Consider the following 19,337-nt stretch of genomic DNA (forward strand, 5'->3'; position numbering starts at 1 on the left):
CCCTCACGTTCGATGCCCAGGTGGAGCGGGAAGAGCCATAGGGATGCAAGATGTGCGTGAGACGTGGGCGAGGGTCACCGCCCGGATCGTGAAGCTGCGCCAGGTGCCCGAGGTCGTCCAGGCGGTTCGTTCGACCGCGGCCGCGACCATCGCCTATGTGGTCGCTGTGCGCCTGAGTCCGGAGCCTGCTCCGCTCACCGCACCCCTGACGGCGCTCCTGGTGGTCCAGGTGACGCTCTACGCGACGATCACCAACAGCGTGCGCCGGGTGAACTCCGTGGTGACGGGCGTCGTCATCGCCATCGGCTTCAGCATCCTGGTCGGCCTGACCTGGTGGAGCCTGGCCCTGATCATCATCGCCTCACTGGCCGTCGGCCATCTCGTACGGGTCAGCGAGTACGTCCCCGAAGTGGCGATCAGCGCCATGCTGGTCCTCGGGGTGACCCAGGTCGGCAGCACGGCATGGGCTCGGGTCCTGGAGACCGTGATCGGCGCGGTGGTCGGCCTGCTGACCAACCTGTTCTTCGCTCCCCCGGTGTGGGTGGGCCCCGCCGGACAGTCCATCGAGGACCTGGCACGCCGGATGCGCCAGCTGATGCTGCGCGTCGGCGAACAGGCGGCGGGCCGGGTCCCGGTGGCCCTGGCGACCGTACGGCTGTACGAGGCGCGTCAGCTGGATCACGACATCGTCGAGGTGGACGCGGCGCTGCGGCAGGCCGAGGACAGTCTCAAGCTCAACCCCCGGGTCCGCGAGGGCCTGCTGCACCGGATCGTGCTGCGCACCGGTCTGGACACGCTGGAGATCTGCACGGTGGTGCTGCGGGTGATCACCCGGACCCTCGCCGACCTCGCGAAGGAACGCGACCCCGACCCCCTGTTCGAGCCGGAGGCCGGGGCGACGCTGGAGCGGCTGCTGTCCGAGATCGCCGATGCCGTGGTCAGCTTCGCGGTCCTCGTCACCACCGACGTCAGCAGCAACGCCGAGTCCGCCGAGGCTCGGCTCGCCGAGGAACTGGTCACGGCGGGGGCGACCCGCGACAAACTGGCCCAGCTGTTGCTGGAGGGCGTCCAGCGGGACACCCGGCAGTGGCAGTACCAGGGCGCGGTGCTGACCGAGGTCAACCGCATCCTGGACGAGCTCGACACCGAGCACCGCACCCGCCGTCTGCTGGAGGAACTGGACCGCTGCGCCGAGGAGCAACGCGAGCGGAACCCGCTTCTCACCAGGTTCCGGGAGAACGTGCTCCGCCCCGGGCTGTCCCGGCTGCGTGAGCTCATCCGGGGCCGGGACCGTCCTGGGCCGCCCGGTCGCTCCAGGTGAAGCGGCTCGGCCGCGCCCCGGCGCAGACGGGGACGCGAACGTTGCATGAATCGCAACGGTCGTTGCCCATCTTGCACTTGGCGGTCGGTCCGGTCATGGTGGCTGTGGCAGATGCGGCCGTCGAGCTTCGAGGTACGGGCATGAACAGGGGTGCGGAACCGACGCGGGCTTCGTCCGGCGGAGGCTGGAGCCGACGCCGGTTCCTCGGCGCCGCGACGGCCGCCACCGCGGTGACCACGATCCCGGCACCCGCCCTGCCCGAGCGGACCTCGGACGCGTCCCGACCCGCCCCGGCCGACGCGTCCTCGCCGCCGCGCCGCCCCGTCGGCCCCCGTCCGCTCTACGTCGGCACGTACACCTCCGTCGAGGGCGGCGGCCGGGGCATCGGCCTCGCGACGTACGACCCGGGGAGCGGCGCGGTCACCGGTACCGGCACCCTGGCCGGGGTGCCCGACCCCTCGTATCTCGCGGTGCACCCCGACGGGCACACGCTGTACGCCGTGGACGAGCGGCAGGACGGCTCGGTGACGGCCGTACGCCTGGACGAGCACCGGATCCTCGGTTCCCGGAGCACGGGCGGGGCGGGCCCCTGCCATCTGTCGGTGCACCCGAGCGGGCGGTGGCTGCTGAGCGCCAACTACCTCTCGGGCAGCGTGGCGGTGCATCCCATCGACCCCACGGGTGCCCTGGGCGACCGCACCGACCTCGTCACTCACACCAGCCCCCCGCCGGGACCGGGGCAGCAGGGACCGCACGCGCACCAGTTCCTCACCGGCCCGGACGGTGACCATGCGCTGGCCGTGGACCTGGGAACCGACACCGTGTACACCTACCGTCTCGATCCGTCCCGTGGCACGCTCACCGAGGTCTCCCGGGCGCGGACGCGGGCGGGAGCGGGACCGCGGCATCTCACGTTCCACCCCGGCGGCCGCTTCGCGTATCTCGCCAACGAGGTCGACGACACCGCCGTCGTCTGCGCCTACGACCCCGCGACGGGCCGCCTCACCCCGGGCGAGCCGCAGTCCACGGGTACGGGCGCCGGGACGAACTATCCGGCGCAGTTCGCGGTGACGGCGGACGGCGCGTACGCCTATCTCGCCAACCGCGGACACAACAGTCTGACGCGCTACGCCGTCGAGGCGGGCGGCGCCCGGCTGCGGCTGCTGGACACGGTGCCGGTGAGCGGCGACTTCCCGCGTCACCTCGCACTCTCGCCGGACGGCGGGCTGCTGTTCACGGCCAACCAGCGGTCCGGCACGGTCAGCGTCTTCCATGTGGACCGCGCGAGCGGTGAGCTGCGGCTCGCGGGCGAGCCGTTCGCCTCACCGGTCGCCGTCTGTGCGCTGCCGCTGTAGCGTCCGGGGGCAGGCGGCCCGGGCGGCCTGCCCGAGCAGCACCTGCATCCGCTCGGTGAGCTCGGCGACGTCATCGGCGGGCCGGTGGAACGTCAGGCGTACGTCGCCATGACCGCGGGTCCGCTCGATGCGCAGGGTCAGCCCATGGCGGTCGACGGCGAGCGGCTGGACGCGTACCGCGCCGTGCAGACTGTCGGGTTCGACGAGACGGGTGAGCCGCTCGACGGCGTCGGGGTGGGCGTCGGCGAGGTGGGTGAGCAGCCGGGCCTCGGCCGTGGCGAGCGGGTCGGGCTCGGCGGTGGCGTACTCGACGGGGTCGACGGCGGCCACGCCGCCGGCCCGGCGGAGCGCGATGCGCGACGGCTGGAGCAGAAGGTTCCCCTCGTCGGGCACCAGCGTGCCGGCGAGCCACAGCCGGGCGCGGATCCGGGAACGTACCGGGACCGGCGCGACATCGGCGAATTCCAGCACCACGGACGGCTCTCCGCGCGGTGCGCAGAGCGCGAGGGCCTGCAGTGTGCTGTCCTCGGGCAGATGCAGCAGCACCCGGCCGTCCGCCAGGGCGGTGTGCGCTCCGACGAGTTCCTCCCGGCCGCCCTCCGCGGTCACCGCGCAGGACCATGCGGCAGCCAGCACGGATCGGGCACGCTCCGCCGCGGCGGGCGCGGCCGTCCAGGCATGACGGTCACCCATTCCCTAGACCTCCTTAGGTAAGCCTTGCCTAACTTATCGGAGATCGAGGTGCGCGCCAACCAGGCCCCGGCGCGCGACGCGCCGCCGCCGAAGAGCCAACGGGCCTCTTGGCCACCCTCAGGAGGCGATGACACCCCACAGCGCGCGAGCACACAGGTCGCGCACCTGGTCCCGGGACAGGGCGGCCCCCCTCAGCCACTCCAGGCACACCGCGGTGGTGAAGGCCAGCCAGCCGCGGACGGCGATCCTCAGGTCGGGCCGATCCGCGACGGCCGGGCCGAACTCGGGATCCGCCGCGAGCGCCGTCAGGATCTGCCGTTCCTGCGCGGCCAGTGACTGCCGGTAGACCCTCCGCACCGTCTGGTCCCCCGCCGCGTCGGCGCGATGGAAGGCGCGGAAGCCGTGCGCGTGCTCCTGGACGTACGCGAGGAACGTGTCCAGCGAGGCGGCGAGTTGATCGCGCACCGCGACCCCCGGGACGGCCTCCGTCATCCGGAGCATCCGCTCGCTCTCGCGCTCCACGACCGCCGCGAAGAAGTCCCGCTTGGTCGGGAAGTAGTGGTACAGCAGCCCGCGGGACACCCCGGCGATCTCGGCGACCTGCTCGATCCACACCTCGTCGTAGGGGTTCTCCGAGAACAGCCGGGCCCCGACCGCGAGGAGCTGCTCCCTGCGTTCCCCGGTACTGAGCCGGCGGCGCGTGCGCTCCCCCTGGTTCGCGGCCATGACGGCACTCTACTTGACGCCGGTTCAATAGGGGCAGGAGACTGAAAGCGCTATTGAACCGACGTACAACACGCTTGCTCGCCCTGCTCGACCTGGGCCCGGCCTGCGTTGCATCAAGGGAGATGGCGTCATGGCGGAGACGACGGCGACCGCGCTGCCGAGGGGGTTCCGGGGTGCGGAACTGGGCTGGCCGCAGCTGGACCGCATCCCGCACCCGCCGCACCGGCTCCCGGTCGTCGGGGACGTGTTCGGCGCCGACCGCCGCAGGCCGCTGCAGGACTCGATGCGCTACGGCAAGATGCTCGGACCCGTCTTCCGGCGGAAGTTCTTCAGCCGGGAGATCGTCTTCGTGTGGGGCGGGCGCCTCGCGGCCGACCTCGCCGACGAGTCGCGCTTCGCCAAGCATGTGGGCCTCGGGGTCGCCAATCTCCGGCCGGTCGCCGGGGACGGCCTGTTCACCGCGTACAACGACGAGCCCAACTGGCAGCTGGCGCACGACGTCCTGGCCCCCGGCTTCAGCCGCGAGGCGATGGCGGGCTATCACCCGATGATGCTGGACGTGGCCGAGCAACTGCTGGCCCGCTGGGATGCCGAACATGCGGCGGGACGCGCCGTGGACGTGCCCGGGGACATGACCAAGCTGACCCTGGAGACGATCGCTCGCACCGGCTTCGGCCATGACTTCGGCTCCTTCGAGCGCTCCCGGCCGCATCCCTTCGTGACCGCCATGGTCGGCACGCTGACGTACGCGCAGCGCCGCAACGTCGTTCCCGGGCCCCTGAGTTCGCTGCTCCTGCGCGACGCCGCCCGGCGCAACGAGGCGGACATGGCGTATCTGAACCGCACGGTGGACGAGCTGGTACACGCCCGGCGCAGCGGCGACGGCAGTGGCAGTGGCAGTGGCAGTGGCAGTGGCGACCTGCTCGACCGGATGCTGGAGACCGCGCACCCGGAGACCGGGGAACGGCTCGCACCCGAGAACATCCGGCGCCAGGTGATCACCTTCCTCGTGGCCGGTCACGAGACGACCTCGGGGGCGCTCTCCTTCGCCCTGCACTATCTCTCCCGGCACCGGGACATCGCCGCACGCGCCCGGGAGGAGGTGGACCAGGTCTGGGGTGACACCGCGCGGCCCGGCTACGAGCAGGTCGCCAGGCTGCGGTATGTGCGCCGGGTCCTGGACGAGTCCCTGCGTCTGTGGCCGACCGCCCCCGCCTATGCGCGGGAGGCCCGGCACGACACCCTGCTCGACGGCGTCCATCCGATGCGCCGGGGCGCCTGGGCCCTGGTCCTCACGCCCCTGCTGCACCGGGATCCGGAGGTGTGGGGCGCGGACGCGGAGCGGTTCGACCCGGACCGGTTCGAGGCGCGCGCGGTACGGGCGCGCCCCGGGCACACCTTCAAGCCGTTCGGGACGGGGGCGCGGGCCTGCATCGGGCGGCAGTTCGCGCTGCACGAGGCGACGCTGGTGCTGGCGCTGCTGCTGCGCCGCTACGAACTGCGGCCGGACCCCGGCTACCGGCTGCGGGTGGCGGAGCGGCTGACGGTGATCCCGGAGGGGCTGCGGCTGCACCTCGACCGGCGTGCCGCCCTCGCGCGCACCTCGGCGGCCGTCGACGAGACGCCGCCGCCCCCGTCAGGGGCCCGCTGTCCAGTGACCGGGAGGGGTGACTGACGCCGGCAGGCGGGTGCCCGCGCTGCCCCGGGCCGCGTTGATCTGCGGCTGGGTCAGGAAGAAGGCGCCCGTCAGATCGGCGTCCGTGAGGTCCGCGTCGCGCAGATCGGCGCCTATCAGATCCGCGCCGCGCAGATCGGCGCCCGTCAGGTCGGCGGCGATGAGCAGGGCGCCGCGCAGATCGGCCCCCCGCAGATCGGCCCCCTTGAGCCGGGCGCCGAGGAGATCGGCGCCGCGACGGCTCCTGCCACGGCGTCCGGTCCCCGAGCGGACCAGCTCGCTGGTGCGCAGCAACAGCACATTGACCTCCTGCCGGTGCGCGCCCACCTCCAGCTCCCCCAGTTCCTGCGGCGTTCGCGACGTCAGGCGCTCGGTCGCCGCCAGCATGCGGCGCAGGTCCGCATGGAGCGGACGGGCCGCGGGCAGGGTGAGCGCCTCCGTCAGATACCAGAGCAGTTCGTGGAGTTGACGCATCACGGAGAACACGTCGAACATCCGGCGGGCGTGCTCGGGGCCGCCCGACCGCCAGTCCTGTCCGCCGAAGGTGACCTGGGAGACCTTCTGCCCGGCGCCGAAGCAGTCGTAGACGGTGCAGCCGGAAAAGCCGCTCGACCGCAGCCGGGTGTGGATGCCGCAGCGGAAGTCGTCCTGGAGGTTGCGGCAGGGCGTGCCGGCGTCCTTGTCGACCGCGAAGTCCGCCGAGCGCCCGAAGGGCAGGGCGACACAGCACAGCGCGAAGCAGCTGCTGCAGTCCGCGCGCAGGTCGGAGCGGTCGGCCGGAATGGTGTGCATGGCATCGATCCTAAATGCCGCACGCAAAGCTCACCGCCGAGTTTCCTGCGCCGTGGGAGTCCTCTCATCCCTAGGAAAACAAGGACCGCTACCACGGAGGTACCCGTCGTACGACCCCAGGAGAGACGTCATGTGCACGCACTGGCCTCCGTGCCCACCGGCCGACCGTTCCGACCACGATGCGGCGATGGTCGTCTCCGCCCACCCCGAGCAGGGCTGGAGCCTGCTGTGCAACGGCACGATCGTCTTCGACGACACCGGCGAACTGCTGCCGGACGGCCGGGCCGTGGCTCCGCTGCGTGGGACGGAGCGGAAGGCCCGCTGAGCGGTCAGGCCAGCACCGCCGTGAGGTCGAGCCGCGCCAGGCGCTCGGGGTCCGACAGGATGTCGATCCGGGCGATCCTGCCGTCCACGACGGCGACGGACATGACCGACTGGGGCCGCCCCTCGGGCGCCGTGACCGTGCCGACCATGCCGTTGACCAGCACGATCCGCGTGTACGGGGAGAACTGCCGGAACAGGAGCGCCCCTTGGGCCACGGCCGTCGCACCCTGCACCACCTTGGACGCGGCCGCACCACGCACCAGGGGGCCGGAGTCGGCCCGCAGCACCACATCCGGGTGGAGTACGGCGACGAGGGCGTCGAAGTCGCCGGAGCGTGAGGCCGCGAGGAACGCCTGGACCGCCTCGCGCTGACGCCCGAGGTCGGGATCGGGCGTCGGCCCCGTCTGCCGCACCCTGCGCCGGGCGCGGCTCGCGAGCTGCCGGGTGGCGGTGGAGCTGCGGCCGACGACGGGCGCGATGTCGTCGAAGGGCACGGCGAACATGTCGTGCAGAACGAAGGCCAGCCGTTCGTCGGGCTCCAGTGTCTCCAGGACGACCAGGAGCGCGATCCCGACCGAGTCCGTCAGCAGCGCCTCCTGTTCGGGATCGACGCGGTCCAGGGGGGTGACGACCGGGTCGGGGACGAAGGTGTCCCCCATCGGCTCCTCTCGCCGAGCGCCACGGGAGCGGAGCAGGTCGAGACAGATCCGGCCGACGACGGTGGTGAGCCAGCCGCCGAGGTTCTGCACCTCGCTGACGTCGGAGCGGCTCAGGCGCAGCCAGGTCTCCTGAACGGCGTCGTCGGCCTCACTGAGCGAGCCCAGCATCCGGTAGGCGACGGCACGCAACTGCCCCCGGTGTTCCTGGAAGCGGTCCGCCAGCAGTTCCACGTCGTTCATCGATCCCCCGTTCGACCGGCCCCGTCCTGGGCTCTCCAGACGATCAAAGCACGGACAGGGCACGGGTGTTGAGCGAAAACCGTGCCCGCCCCGGTGTCAGACCTCGTCCCGCGCCAATGCCAGCAGCCGGTCCAGGACCCGCGGGCCGCCCGCGCGGACGCCGTCGTGCTCGAACTCGTCGGTGACCCAGGTCCGCAGTCCTCGGATCGCGCGGGCCGTGCGCAGGGCGTGCTCGGTGTCGACGTACATGTCGTCGTGGTAGACCGCCGCGGCCACCGGCACCTCGTTGACGGCGAGGCGGGCGGGGTCGTACAGCGGGGTCCAGTCGGTGCGCTCGGCGAGCAGGTGCGCGGTGTCACGCAGCGGGCGCAGCGCCGGGTCGGTGTCGAACGTCCACGGGTGCACGGACTCGCCCGTGAACAGCACCGGTCCGTCTCCGGCCAGTGCCTTCGCCGCGTCGAACTGCGGGAACTGCGCCCGCACCCGCTCCGCCGACCAGGCGGTGGGGCGGCCGTCCTGACCGTAGATCGCCTCGTGCACCAGCGCGTACAGGGGGTGGCCCGCGTACGACAGAAGGGTCTGCACCTCCTCCTGGAAGGCGTCGGAGAGCGCGAGGCCCCCCGGAGTGTGCACGAAGGCGTTCTCGAGGAGGAAGTGGAGGCGGTGGCTGCCCTCGCCGCCGCCGAGCAGGATGCCGAGGGACTGGAACGCCTCGACGGTGAGCCGGTAGCCGCCGGGCAGGACGGGCTCGTGCTGGAGCACGTACTCGGCGATACGGCGGACGCGTTCGACGTCCTGCGGATAGCGGGCGTAGTGGGCGGCGACCTTGCGCTCGATACGGGGGTACGCGGCCCGGTACACGTCGTCCGCGTGCGCGTCGAGGGCGGGCAGTCCGCCGGTGATCAGGGCGGCCCGCAGGCCCTCGGGCGCGGTCGAGAGGTAGTTCACGGTGCAGAAGCCGCCGAAGCTCTGCCCGAGGACGGTCCAGGGGGCGCCGCCGGTGACCTGGGGGCGGATGGCCTCGCAGTCGCGGACGATGGAGTCGGCGCGGAAGCGGGTCAGGTAGTCGGCCTGTTCGCGGGGGCCTCCGCGCAGCGGGAGCGTCTGGCGGTTGGCGGGCGTGGAGGCGCCGGTGCCGCGCTGGTCGAGGAGGAGGACGCGGTAGTCCTCCAGGGCACGGCCCAGCCAGGCCTGCTTGCCGATGAATCGGTGCGCCCCGAAGCCGGGACCGCCCTGGAGATAGACCAGCCAGGGCAGGTCGGCGTCCGCCTTGCCGCTCGCGACGACCTCCCGTGCGTACAGCTCGATCGTCTCGCCGTCGGGCGCGTCGTGGTCCAGTGGCACAGTGAAGCGCCGGTCGGTGAGGACGACACCGGGCTGACGGTAGCTGAGGCTCAAGGGGGCTCCCGGGACGGACGGAATCAGGACGCGTGCCAGTTCAGCACATGGTCCGGCGGTCTTCGCGCCCGGGGATCCAGAGGCCGTCCCTGACCAGCCGCTCAGCCGGTGCCGATCGCCCGTACGAGGGGCCGCCGCGCCGGAGGCGGTCAGCGCGCCGCCAGGCTCGAGCGGCGCACCACCAGCTCCGGCTGGAGCACGACCCGCTGGTGCTCGTGCCCGCGCGCCCCCTCCTCCGCCTCGGTCTCCTCCAGCAGCAGTTCCGCGGCGAGCGCGCCCATGGTGACGGCGGGCTGCCGCACGGAGGTGAGGGGCACGACGGCCGCCGCGGCGAACTCGATGTCGTCGTAGCCGACGAGGGCGAGGTCCTCGGGGACGCTCACCCCGGCCGCGTACAGGGCCTGCAGGACGCCGAGCGCGAGCAGGTCGTTGGCGCAGAAGACGGCCGTCGGTCGGTCGGCGAGCCCGAGGAGCCGGGCACCGGCGTCCCGGCCCGCGGCGACGTCCAGACGCTCGGTGGGCAGTTCCCGCAGCGCCTCGGGTCCGAGCCCGGCCTCGGCCAGCGCGTTCAGGGCTCCGATGCGGCGGTCCCTGACCTGGTGGAGTCCGGGCGGCCCGCTGACGTACGCGACGGAGCGGTGCCCGGCGTCGACCAGATGCCGGACGGCCAGGGCGCCGCCCGCCACGTCGTCGACCGAGACCGAGCACTCCGTGGTGCCCTCGGCGACCCGGTCGACCAGCACGAACGGGATGCCGTGACGGCGGAACGCCTCGATGTTGCGGCCGGTCGCGTCGGCCGGGGTGAGCAGCACGCCGCGCACCCGCTGCTCGGCGAAGAGCGAGAGGTACTCGGCCTCCTCCGCGGGGCTCTGCGCGCTGTTGCAGACCATCACCCCGAGCCCGGCCTGGCGGGCGGCCCGCTCGGCGCCGCGGGCCACGTCCACGAAGAAAGGGTTGCCCATGTCGAGGACGAGCAGCCCCATGATCCGGCTGCGCCCGGCCCGCAACTGCCGTGCGGACTCGCTGCGCACATAGCCGAGGCGGTCGATCGCGGACAGCACGCGGGCGCGGGTGGGTGCGGCGACGGTCTCGGGACGGTTGATGACGTTCGAGACCGTGCCCACGGAGACTCCTGCGGCGCGGGCGACATCCTTGATACCCACCGACTGGGCCATCGGGCGGGAACCTCCAGAGCTACGAGGAGCGGCGGGGAAAACCTCACATTACCTGCATGCCGCCCCACTTCCGCCCCGGTCGGGCACATGGTCGAAACGGACGCCGCACGTCCGCCGATGGCGGTGGCGAGCGGCGTCCTCCCGGTTCTTCGTGCGGGGACCGGCCTCCGGGTCAGGCGAGATGGAACACCTCGGTGAGGGGGCGCATGGCCTCGTCGGGCCGGGCGCCGTCCGGCAAGACGAAGAACGGCGCCATCTCCGCCTGCCGGCGAGCGTCGACCTCGGTGGCCGCCATCCCGGCTTGCGCGGCGGCGAAGTCCTCAGTCTCCAGATGACCGACCAGCAGGCCGTCCTCGCGCAGAAAGAGCGAGTAGTTGTGCCGGCCGGCCGTCGAGAGGGCCCTGAGCATCTCGGGCCGTACCGCGGAATGACGCTCGCGGTACTCGTCGAGACGCTCGGCCCGGACCCGGAGCACGAAGCACACGCGCTGCATCGACGGTCTCCCGAGTGCCAGGGGGTGTCTGCCGGGGCGCTAGAAGTCGAAGCGGTCGATGTTCTTGGTGTCGAACACGGTCGGCTTGCCCAGGTTGATCACGCCGTCCTTGCCGAGGGTGTACGGGGTGTCGCCGGCTTTGAAGGTCTCGCCCTCCTTGCCGGTGATCTGCCCCGACGCCAGGGCGACGGCGGTACGGGCGGCCAGCTCGCCGAGCTTGGCCGGGTCCCACAGCTCGAACGCCTCCACCGTGCCGTTCTTGACGTACTTGCGCATGTCGTTCGGGGTGCCGAGACCGGTGAGCCGGACCTTGCCCTTGTACTTGGACCCGGACAGATACCGGGCGGCGGCCTTGATGCCGACGGTGGTCGGGGAGATGATCCCCTTCAGGTCCGGGTGCTCCTGCAGAAGGCCCTGGGTCTGCTGGAAGGACTGCTGGGCGTCGTCGTTGCCGTAGGCGATCCTGACCAGCTTGACGTCCTTGAACTTGGGGTCCTTCAACTCGTCCTTCATATAGCCGATCCAGGTGTTCTGGTTCGTCGCGGTCTGCGCGGCGGACAGGATCGCGATCTCGCCCCGGTAGCCGATCTGCCGGGCGAGCAGCCGCACCTCGGTGCGGCCCAGGTCCTCGGCACTGGCCTGGGAGACGAAGGCGTCACGGCACTCGGGCCGGGTGTCGGAGTCGTAGGTGACGACCTTGATGCCGTTGCTCATGGCCTGCTTGAGCGCGGTGCACAGGGCCCCCGGATCCTGGGCGGACACGGCCATCGCGCTCACCTGCTGCTGGGTGAGCGTGTTGACGTAGCTCACCTGGCCGGCGGTGTCGGTGGCGCCGGACGGGCCGACCTCCTTGTACGTCGAGCCCAGCTCGGTGAGGGCCTTCTCGCCGCCCTTGTCCGCGGAGGTGAAGTACGGGTTGTTCACCTGCTTGGGCAGGAAGCCGACAGTGAGGCCCTTCTTGAGGGCGGCGCCCGGGTCCGCCTTGCCCGCCGAGGCGGCCGAGCCGCCGCACGCTGCCGGTCAGGGCGGCGGTGGGTTCGTCCATGATCAGGACCCGGGCGTCGAAGGACAGTGCCTTGGCGATCTCGACGATCTGCTGGTCGGCGATGGACAGGCCGCGTGCGGGGCGCTCCGGGGCGAGGTCGACGCCGAGGCGCCGCATCAGGGCCGCGGTCGCCGCACGGGTGGCCTTGTGGTCGATGCGGCCGAGGGAACGCCGCGGTCGGCGGCCCGTGAAGATGTTCTCGGCGATCGACAGATCGGGGAAGAGGGTCGGTTCCTGGTAGATCACGGCGATGCCGGCGTCGCGTGCGTCGGCCGGGCCGTGGAAGACGGTCGGCTCGCCGTCGAGCAGCACCTGCCCGGCGTCCGGCCGGTGGACACCGGCGAGGGTCTTGATGAGGGTCGACTTGCCCGCGCCGTTCTCCCCGGCGAGGGCGTGCACCTCGCCGGGGAACAGTTCCAGGGACACCTCCCGCAGCGCGCGTACCGCGCCGAAGGACTTGGAGATGTCCCTGAGCGCCAGCACCGGCGCCGGACCCGTGGCGGACGGGTGGGTCATGGGAACTCCTCGACGACACCGGCGGAGGCGGCCCTCCCGGCGTAGTGAAAGGTTTCAACTGGGTTGCCGGGGACGGTAGGCGCGCGGGCCTTGTCACGTCAATGGGGCCGCATGGAAAAAGTTCCGAGAGCCAGGGACCCTAAGGGAGCCCGAACCAATGGGCCCGCGAGGGGGATTGACACTCCTCCCGGAGACTCCTAGCTTCCGTCCTGAATCGTTTCATGGACCGTTTCATGCGTCGCTTCGCGAAACGCCCTCGTGGCATCGCTTCGTGACATGTGGATTCCACCGACACCCCAGGAGCACCGAAGTGATCGAGCTCGCCGCGGTGAAGGCCGCTCTGCAGACCCAGGCCGTCGAGACGCCGTCGTGGGCGTACGGGAACTCGGGCACTCGGTTCAAGGTGTTCGCGCAGCCGGGGGTGCCGCGCACACCGCAGGAGAAACTGGACGACGCGGCCAAGGTGCACGAGTTCACGGGGGTCGCGCCGACGGTGGCGCTGCACATTCCCTGGGACCGGGTCGACGACTACGGGGCCCTGGCCGAGCACGCGCGCAGACGGGGACTGCGCCTGGGTGCGATCAACTCCAACACCTTCCAGGACGACGACTACCGGCTGGGCAGCATCTGCCATCCGGACGCGGCGGTGCGCCGCAAGGCCGTCGGTCATCTCCTGGAGTGCGTGGACATCATGGACGCCACAGGGTCGAAGGACCTCAAGCTGTGGTTCGCCGACGGGACGAACTACCCGGGCCAGGACGACATCCGCGCCCGGCAGGACCGGCTCGCGGAGGGCCTGGCCGAGGTGTACGCACGGCTCGGCGACGGGCAGCGCATGCTGCTGGAGTACAAGCTCTTCGAGCCCGCGTTCTACACGACCGACGTCCCGGACTGGGGCACGGCCTACGCGCACTGTCTCCGGCTCGGCGGGAAGGCACAGGTCGTCGTCGACACCGGGCACCACGCGCCCGGCACCAACATCGAGTTCATCGTCGCCACGCTGCTGCGCGAGGGAAGGCTCGGCGGCTTCGACTTCAACTCCCGTTTCTACGCCGACGACGACCTCATGGTCGGCGCCGCGGACCCCTTCCAGCTCTTCCGCATCATGTACGAGGTGGTGCGCGGCGGCGGGTTCGGCCCGGGCGTGGCGTTCATGCTCGACCAGTGCCACAACATCGAACCGAAGATCCCGGCGATCATCCGTTCCGTGATGAACGTGCAGGAGGCGACGGCGAAGGCGCTGCTCGTGGACGCCGAGGCGCTCGCCTCGGCCCAGCGGTCCGGTGATGTGCTCGGCGCGAACGCGGTGCTCATGGACGCCTACAACACCGACGTACGGCCGCTGCTCGCCGAGGTCCGCGAGGACCTCGGACTGGATCCGGACCCGGTCGCCGCCTACCACCGGTCCGGCTGGGCGGAGACGATCGCCGCGGAGCGGGTGAGTGGACAGCAGGCCGGCTGGGGCGCGTGACCGCGGGACCGGCGGCCGCGCACACCGGCGGCCGACGCGGCAGCCCACCCGACGGGCCGAGGCGCACGGGCGGGACGCCGGCGCCCGTCCGACGGCAGGCGGGACGTGGCTATCCCAGCAGTGCCTGGGTCCCGAGCACGGTCACCAGGGCGAGGCGTTCGGCGTCCTCGGTGCCGGGCTCGGCCGTGTAGACCATGATGCGCAGGTCCGCGCCCGCCACGGTGAGCACATCGCAGTCCAGGGTCACCGGACCCACCTGCGGATGGTCGACGGTCTTGCGGGCGGACTCATGGTGGCCGACGGCTCCGGAGTCCCACAGCTCGGCGAACCGCTCGCTGTGCGTGCGCAGTTCCCCGACCAGCCGCCGCAGCCTCTGGTCGGCCGGATAGCGGTCGGCCGCCACGCGCAGGTCCGCGACCACCGCGGCCTCGAACGCGCGCCGGGACTCGGGGGTGTGCCGCATCCGGGTGCCCGGGCCGAGCAGATTGCGCCACACGGCGTTGCGGTCGTTGCCGCGCCATCCCGACGGGTCGCCCATCAGCGCGGCGTACGACGGGTTGGCCAGGAGCAGGGTCCAGGAGGCGTCGTAGACGGCGACGGGGGTTCCGGTCAGCCGGTCCAGGAGCCGCTGGACGCTCGGGGTGAGGTGCGTGGGAACGGTGTCCGGGCCCGGCGGTGTCAGCCCGGCCAGCCGGAACAGATGCTCACGCTCGGCCGCCGACAGCCGCAGGGCCCTGGCCAGGGCCTCGACGACCTGGGCCGAGGGGTGGGACGCTCGGCCCTGTTCGAGGCGGGTGATGTAGTCGGCGGAGATCCCGGCCAGCAGCGCCAGCTCCTCACGGCGCAGACCGGGCGCGCGCCGCTGGCCGCCGGAGGGCAGCCCCGCCGCCTCAGGTGGGACCCGGTCACGCCAACGGCGCACCGCCTTGCCGAACTCCGCCGTCGCCATGCCTCCCAGTGTCCCCCGCGGGACGCGCGTCTTCCTGGTACCGGCAGTCCCAGGAAGAGGGGGTCCCTTGGCTGTGCGGCGGGCCGCGCACCACTCTGGAGGCATGACGACAACACTGATCACCGGAGCGAACAAGGGTCTCGGCTTCGAGACCGCCCGTCGGCTCGTCGAGGCGGGGCACACCGTGTACATCGGCAGCCGGGACGCCGAACGCGGACGCCGGGCCGCCGAACAGCTGGGTGCGCGAGCCGTCCTGCTCGATGTCACCGACGACGCGTCCGTCACGGCCGCGGCCAAGACCATCGAGGCCGACGGCGGACTGGACGTCCTCGTCAACAACGCGGGCGTCGAGAACCGGACGCCGGACGGTGGCGTGGTCGGCGCCGCGGAGGTGACCGCCGACGCGATGCGGGCGGTGTTCGAGACGAACGTCTTCGGTCTGGTCCGCGTCACCCACGCCTTCCTGCCGCTGCTGCGGCGATCGGCCGCCCCCGTGGTGGTCAACGTGAGCAGCGGTCTGGCCTCGCTGGCCAGGGTCACCGCCGAGGGGACGCCCACGTACGCCTACCCCGGGGTCGCCTACCCGGCCTCGAAGGTGGCGGTCAACATGGTCACGGTGCAGTTCGCGAAGGCGTTCCCGGACATGCGGATCAATGCGGTGGAGCCCGGCTACACGGCCACGGACCTGAACCACCACACGGGCGTCCAGACCGTCGAGCAGGGCGCAGAGATCATCGTGCGCATGGCCCAGGTGGGCCCGGACGGGCCGACCGGGGGCTACTTCGACGCGGAGGGTTCTCTTCCCTGGTGAGGGCGCCCCTGGGGCCATTCGATGGTGGCGCGTGCTCCGGCACGCACCACCACCGCCGCATGTGACCGTCCGACGACATCTTGACGAGGCCACGTCCGCCCATTAATTTCCTGAAACGATTCAACTACAAGGGAGGACCGAGACGTCATGGCACCCCACCCCGAAGCCGCCGCTCTCCTGGCCCGCTCCCATCGGCTCGGCGCCGACCCCCGCAACACCAACTACGCCGGCGGCAACACCTCCGCCAAGGGCACCGCGACCGACCCCGTGACCGGCGGTGGCGTGGAGCTGATGTGGGTCAAGGGGTCGGGTGGCGATCTCGGCACACTGACCGAGTCCGGTCTCGCGGTGCTGCGACTGGACCGGCTGCGGGCACTCAGGGAGGTCTACCCGGGCGTGGAGCGGGAGGACGAGATGGTCGCCGCGTTCGACCACTGCCTGCACGGCAGGGGCGGTGCGGCGCCGTCCATCGACACCGCCATGCACGGTCTGGTGGACGCCGCTCACGTCGACCACCTTCACCCCGACTCCGGGATCGCGCTCGCGTGTGCCGCCGACGGCGAGAAGCTGACCGCCGAGTGTTTCGGCGACACGGTGGTGTGGGTCCCCTGGCGGCGGCCCGGCTTCCAGCTCGGCCTGGACATCGCGGCCGTCAAGGAGGCCAACCCGCAGGCGATCGGCTGCATTCTCGGCGGTCACGGCATCACCGCCTGGGGTGCCACGGCCCAGGAGTGCGAGCGCAACTCCCTGCACGTCATCCGCACCGCCGAGGAGTTCCTCGCCCGGCACGGCAAGGCGGAGCCGTTCGGGCCGGTGCTCGAGGGATACGAGCCGCTGCCGGAGACGGAGCGCCGGAAGCGGGCGGCGGCGCTGGCACCGCACATCCGTGCGCTGGCCTCCCAGGACCGAGCCCGGATCGGGCACTTCACCGACTCCGGTGTCGTCCTCGACTTCCTCGCCCGCGCCGAGCACCCGCGGCTCGCCGCGCTCGGCACCTCGTGCCCGGACCACTTCCTGCGCACCAAGGTCCGTCCGCTGGTTCTCGACCTGCCGGCGACCGAACCGCTCGACGAGGCGATCGCCCGGCTGACCGAGTTGCACGCCGAGTACCGCGAGGAGTACGCCGCCTACTACCGGCGGCACGCCCTGCCCGACTCCCCCGCGATGCGCGGCGCGGACCCGGCGATCGTGCTCGTCCCCGGCGTCGGCATGTTCTCCTTCGGCAAGGACAAGCAGACCGCGCGCGTGGCGGGTGAGTTCTATGTCAACGCCATCCGGGTGATGCGCGGCGCCGAGGCCGTGTCGGCGTACGCGCCCATCGAGGAGTCGGAGAAGTTCCGCATCGAGTACTGGGCGCTGGAGGAGGCCAAGCTCCGACGGATGCCGAAGCCGAGGCCGCTGGCCACCCGGGTGGCGCTGGTGACGGGGGCCGGCAGCGGGATCGGCAGGGCGATCGCGCACCGGCTGGTCGCCGAGGGCGCGTGCGTCGTCGTCGCCGACCTGAACGCGGAGAGCGCCGCGGCGGTCACCGAGGAACTCGGCGGTGCGGACCGGGCCGTCGCCGTCACCGTGGACGTCACGTCCGAGGAGCAGATCGCCGAGGCGTTCCGGGCGGCGCTGCTGGCCTTCGGCGGCGTCGACCTGGTGGTGAACAACGCCGGAATCTCCCTCTCCAGGCCGCTTCTCGAGACATCGGCGCGGGACTGGGACCTCCAGCACAACGTCATGGCCCGCGGCTCCTTCCTCGTCTCGCGCGAGGCGGCCCGGGTGATGATCGCGCAGGGGCTGGGCGGTGACATCGTCTACATCGCCTCCAAGAACGCCGTGTTCGCCGGCCCCGACAACATCGCCTACGCGGCGACGAAGGCCGACCAGGCGCATCAAGTGCGGCTCTTGGCGGTCGAGTTGGGCGAGCACGGCATCCGCGTCAACGGAGTCAACCCGGACGGCGTGGTGCGCGGTTCCGGCATCTTCGCGGGCGGCTGGGGCGCCCAGCGGTCGGCCGTCTACGGCGTCGAGAAGGAGAAGCTCGGTGAGTTCTACGCCCAACGCACCCTGCTGAAGCGGGAGGTGCTGCCGGAGCATGTCGCCGCCGCCGTGTTCGCGCTGACGGGCGGCGACCTGACGCACACCACGGGGCTGCACGTCCCGGTCGACGCGGGTGTGGCGGCCGCCTTTCTGCGATGAGCGGGGCCGTGACGTCGTACGCCGCGGTCGATCTGGGCGCGTCCAGCGGGCGGGTCATGGTCGGCCGTGTGGGCCGCGGCACCCTGGAGCTGACCGAGGCCCACCGGTTCCCGAACCGGCCCGTACACCTCCCCGAGGGGCTGCGCTGGGACATCCTGTCCCTTTACGCGGGCGTCCTCGACGGGCTGCGCGCGGCCGGTCCCGTCCGGTCGGTCGGCATCGACAGCTGGGCGGTGGACTACGGGCTCCTGGACGCCGACGGCGCCCTGCTCGGCAATCCGGTGCACTACCGCGACACCCGCACCGAGGGCATCGCGGAGAGGGTGTGGGCGACCGTGCCCGCGCAGGAGCTGTACGCCGCCACGGGGGTGCAGTACGCGCCCTTCAACACGCTGTACCAGCTCACGGCGGCCCGTTGCGCGGCCGAGTTCGCGCGGGCCGGACGGCTGCTGCTCATCCCCGACCTGCTCGGCTACTGGCTGACGGGCGAGCAGGGCACCGAGCTCACCAACGCGTCCACCACCCAGCTCCTCGACCCCCGCACCGGCGACTGGTCGTACGGCCTCGCCCAGCGGCTGGGCATCGACCTGAGCCTGTTCGCCCCGCTGCGCCGGCCCGGTGACCCGGCGGGCCTGCTGCGCCCCGGCGTACTGGCGCAGACCGGTCTGACCGGTCCGGTCCCGGTGACCGCGGTCGCCTCCCATGACACGGCCTCCGCGGTGGCCGCGGTACCGGCCGTGGGCGATCGCTTCGCGTACATCTGCACCGGCACCTGGTCCCTGGCCGGACTGGAACTTCAGGCTCCGGTGCTGACCGAGGCGAGCCGTGCCGCCAACTTCACCAATGAGGTGGGCCTGGACGGCACGATCCGCTATCTGCGCAACATCATGGGGCTGTGGCTGCTCCAGGAGTGCCTGCGGGAGTGGGACGACCCGGACCTGCCCGCGCTGCTCGCGGCGGCGGCCGACGTGCCGGCGCTGCGGTCCGTCGTGGACGCGGGTGACACGGCGTTCCTGGCGCCCGGACGGATGCCGGCGCGTATCGCCGAGGCGTGCCGGGCCTCCGGGCAGCCGGTGCCGGACTCCCCCGCCGAGATCACGCGCTGCATCCTCGACTCCCTGGCGCTCGCGCACCGCCGGGCAGTCGCCGATGCCCAGCGGCTCGCCGACCACCCCGTCGACGTCGTGCACATCGTCGGAGGCGGCACCCGCAACGCGCTGTTGTGCCAGCTGACGGCCGACGCCTGCGGACTGCCGGTGCTGGCCGGGCCCGCGGAGGCGGCCGCCCTCGGCAACGTCCTCGTCCAGGCCCGCGCCGACGGACTCCTCGGCGACCGCGCGGACATGCGGCGCCTGCTCGCAGGTACGCAGCCGCCGACACGGTACGAGCCGCGGGGCGACCCGGCGTCGTGGCGTGCCGCGGAGTCCCGTCTCGCCACGCCGTGAGACGAGGTCTCCCGCAGGCCGCGTCCGCCGATTACCCTGCACTCATCCGATGATCGACCCCA

General features: G+C 72.1%; 16 protein-coding genes and 2 pseudogenes. 8 read left to right on the plus strand and 10 right to left on the minus strand.

Features of this window, described 5'->3' with window-relative positions:
* Positions 1-43 precede the first annotated feature (43 nt).
* Both ACFY2Z_RS12010 and ACFY2Z_RS12015 read left to right on the plus strand, forming a co-directional pair.
* Complete coding sequence (locus ACFY2Z_RS12010) at positions 44-1,321, plus strand: aromatic acid exporter family protein (RefSeq protein ID WP_390744045.1); 1,278 nt, start codon at positions 44-46, stop codon at positions 1,319-1,321.
* A 140-nt stretch (positions 1,322-1,461) separates the two neighbouring features.
* Entirely contained in the window at positions 1,462-2,676 is a 1,215-nt protein-coding gene (locus tag ACFY2Z_RS12015; protein ID WP_390744046.1) for a lactonase family protein, read from the plus strand.
* On the opposite strand, the gene ACFY2Z_RS12020 is transcribed toward ACFY2Z_RS12015, so the two are convergent.
* Together ACFY2Z_RS12020 and ACFY2Z_RS12025 are read right to left on the minus strand one after the other, a co-directional pair.
* Positions 2,644-3,369, minus strand: a complete 726-nt coding sequence (locus ACFY2Z_RS12020; protein ID WP_390744047.1) for a DUF2470 domain-containing protein — start codon at positions 3,367-3,369, stop codon at positions 2,644-2,646. The genes ACFY2Z_RS12015 and ACFY2Z_RS12020 overlap by 33 nt on opposite strands.
* A gap of 117 nt (positions 3,370-3,486) precedes the next feature.
* Complete coding sequence (locus ACFY2Z_RS12025; RefSeq protein ID WP_390744048.1) at positions 3,487-4,095, minus strand: TetR/AcrR family transcriptional regulator; 609 nt, start codon at positions 4,093-4,095, stop codon at positions 3,487-3,489.
* Between the two features lie 130 nt (positions 4,096-4,225).
* Between ACFY2Z_RS12025 and ACFY2Z_RS12030 the strand changes: the two genes are divergently transcribed.
* Positions 4,226-5,770 carry a cytochrome P450 gene (locus ACFY2Z_RS12030; RefSeq protein WP_390744049.1) on the plus strand — a complete coding sequence of 515 codons (1,545 nt, stop codon included), beginning with the start codon at positions 4,226-4,228 and terminating at the stop codon, positions 5,768-5,770.
* On the opposite strand, the gene ACFY2Z_RS12035 is transcribed toward ACFY2Z_RS12030, so the two are convergent.
* Positions 5,732-6,562 carry a pentapeptide repeat-containing protein gene (locus ACFY2Z_RS12035; protein ID WP_390744050.1) on the minus strand — a complete coding sequence of 277 codons (831 nt, stop codon included), beginning with the start codon at positions 6,560-6,562 and terminating at the stop codon, positions 5,732-5,734. The genes ACFY2Z_RS12030 and ACFY2Z_RS12035 overlap by 39 nt on opposite strands.
* Positions 6,563-6,692: 130 nt before the next feature.
* Between ACFY2Z_RS12035 and ACFY2Z_RS12040 the strand changes: the two genes are divergently transcribed.
* Entirely contained in the window at positions 6,693-6,887 is a 195-nt protein-coding gene (locus tag ACFY2Z_RS12040; protein ID WP_390744051.1) for a DUF5999 family protein, read from the plus strand.
* A 4-nt stretch (positions 6,888-6,891) separates the two neighbouring features.
* Here ACFY2Z_RS12040 and sigJ read toward each other — a convergent pair whose 3' ends face one another.
* The 6 genes and pseudogenes from sigJ to ACFY2Z_RS12070 all read right to left on the minus strand — a co-directional run.
* Positions 6,892-7,785 carry an RNA polymerase sigma factor SigJ gene (sigJ, locus tag ACFY2Z_RS12045; protein WP_390744052.1) on the minus strand — a complete coding sequence of 298 codons (894 nt, stop codon included), beginning with the start codon at positions 7,783-7,785 and terminating at the stop codon, positions 6,892-6,894.
* A gap of 96 nt (positions 7,786-7,881) precedes the next feature.
* A complete protein-coding gene (locus ACFY2Z_RS12050) occupies positions 7,882-9,183 on the minus strand; it encodes an alpha/beta fold hydrolase (protein ID WP_390744053.1) in 1,302 nt (433 codons plus the stop codon).
* 149 nt (positions 9,184-9,332) lie between these two features.
* On the minus strand, positions 9,333-10,358 hold the full coding sequence (locus tag ACFY2Z_RS12055; RefSeq protein ID WP_390744054.1) for a LacI family DNA-binding transcriptional regulator: 1,026 nt from the start codon (positions 10,356-10,358) through the stop codon (positions 9,333-9,335).
* A 172-nt stretch (positions 10,359-10,530) separates the two neighbouring features.
* On the minus strand, positions 10,531-10,851 hold the full coding sequence (locus ACFY2Z_RS12060) for an L-rhamnose mutarotase (RefSeq protein ID WP_390744055.1): 321 nt from the start codon (positions 10,849-10,851) through the stop codon (positions 10,531-10,533).
* A 39-nt stretch (positions 10,852-10,890) separates the two neighbouring features.
* Positions 10,891-11,859, minus strand: a pseudogene (gene rhaS / locus ACFY2Z_RS12065) (rhamnose ABC transporter substrate-binding protein); the annotation flags it as partial.
* 4 nt (positions 11,860-11,863) lie between these two features.
* Positions 11,864-12,412 (minus strand): annotated as a pseudogene (locus ACFY2Z_RS12070) (ATP-binding cassette domain-containing protein); the annotation flags it as partial.
* A 310-nt stretch (positions 12,413-12,722) separates the two neighbouring features.
* Here ACFY2Z_RS12070 and rhaI point away from each other — a divergent pair.
* Positions 12,723-13,883 (plus strand): L-rhamnose isomerase, encoded by a 1,161-nt coding sequence (rhaI, locus tag ACFY2Z_RS12075; RefSeq protein ID WP_390744056.1) that lies wholly within the window; start codon positions 12,723-12,725, stop codon positions 13,881-13,883.
* A 109-nt stretch (positions 13,884-13,992) separates the two neighbouring features.
* On the opposite strand, the gene ACFY2Z_RS12080 is transcribed toward rhaI, so the two are convergent.
* The gene (locus ACFY2Z_RS12080) at positions 13,993-14,832 is read right to left on the minus strand and encodes a helix-turn-helix transcriptional regulator (protein ID WP_390744057.1); all 840 of its coding nucleotides are present in this window, start codon (positions 14,830-14,832) and stop codon (positions 13,993-13,995) included.
* Positions 14,833-14,935: 103 nt separating this feature from the next.
* On the opposite strand from ACFY2Z_RS12080, the gene ACFY2Z_RS12085 reads away from it, so the two are divergent.
* The 3 genes from ACFY2Z_RS12085 to ACFY2Z_RS12095 all read left to right on the plus strand — a co-directional run bounded on the left by ACFY2Z_RS12085 (position 14,936) and on the right by ACFY2Z_RS12095 (position 19,275).
* Positions 14,936-15,643, plus strand: coding sequence for an SDR family NAD(P)-dependent oxidoreductase (locus tag ACFY2Z_RS12085; RefSeq protein ID WP_390744058.1), 708 nt, complete (start codon positions 14,936-14,938; stop codon positions 15,641-15,643).
* A 147-nt stretch (positions 15,644-15,790) separates the two neighbouring features.
* A complete protein-coding gene (locus tag ACFY2Z_RS12090; RefSeq protein ID WP_390744059.1) occupies positions 15,791-17,830 on the plus strand; it encodes a bifunctional aldolase/short-chain dehydrogenase in 2,040 nt (679 codons plus the stop codon).
* Positions 17,827-19,275 carry a rhamnulokinase family protein gene (locus ACFY2Z_RS12095; RefSeq protein ID WP_390744060.1) on the plus strand — a complete coding sequence of 483 codons (1,449 nt, stop codon included), beginning with the start codon at positions 17,827-17,829 and terminating at the stop codon, positions 19,273-19,275. Before ACFY2Z_RS12090 ends, ACFY2Z_RS12095 begins: the two co-directional genes overlap by 4 nt.
* Positions 19,276-19,337 lie beyond the last annotated feature (62 nt).

This window comes from Streptomyces sp. NPDC001222, assembly GCF_042896945.1.
GTDB classification, from domain to species: domain Bacteria; phylum Actinomycetota; class Actinomycetes; order Streptomycetales; family Streptomycetaceae; genus Streptomyces; species Streptomyces gibsoniae.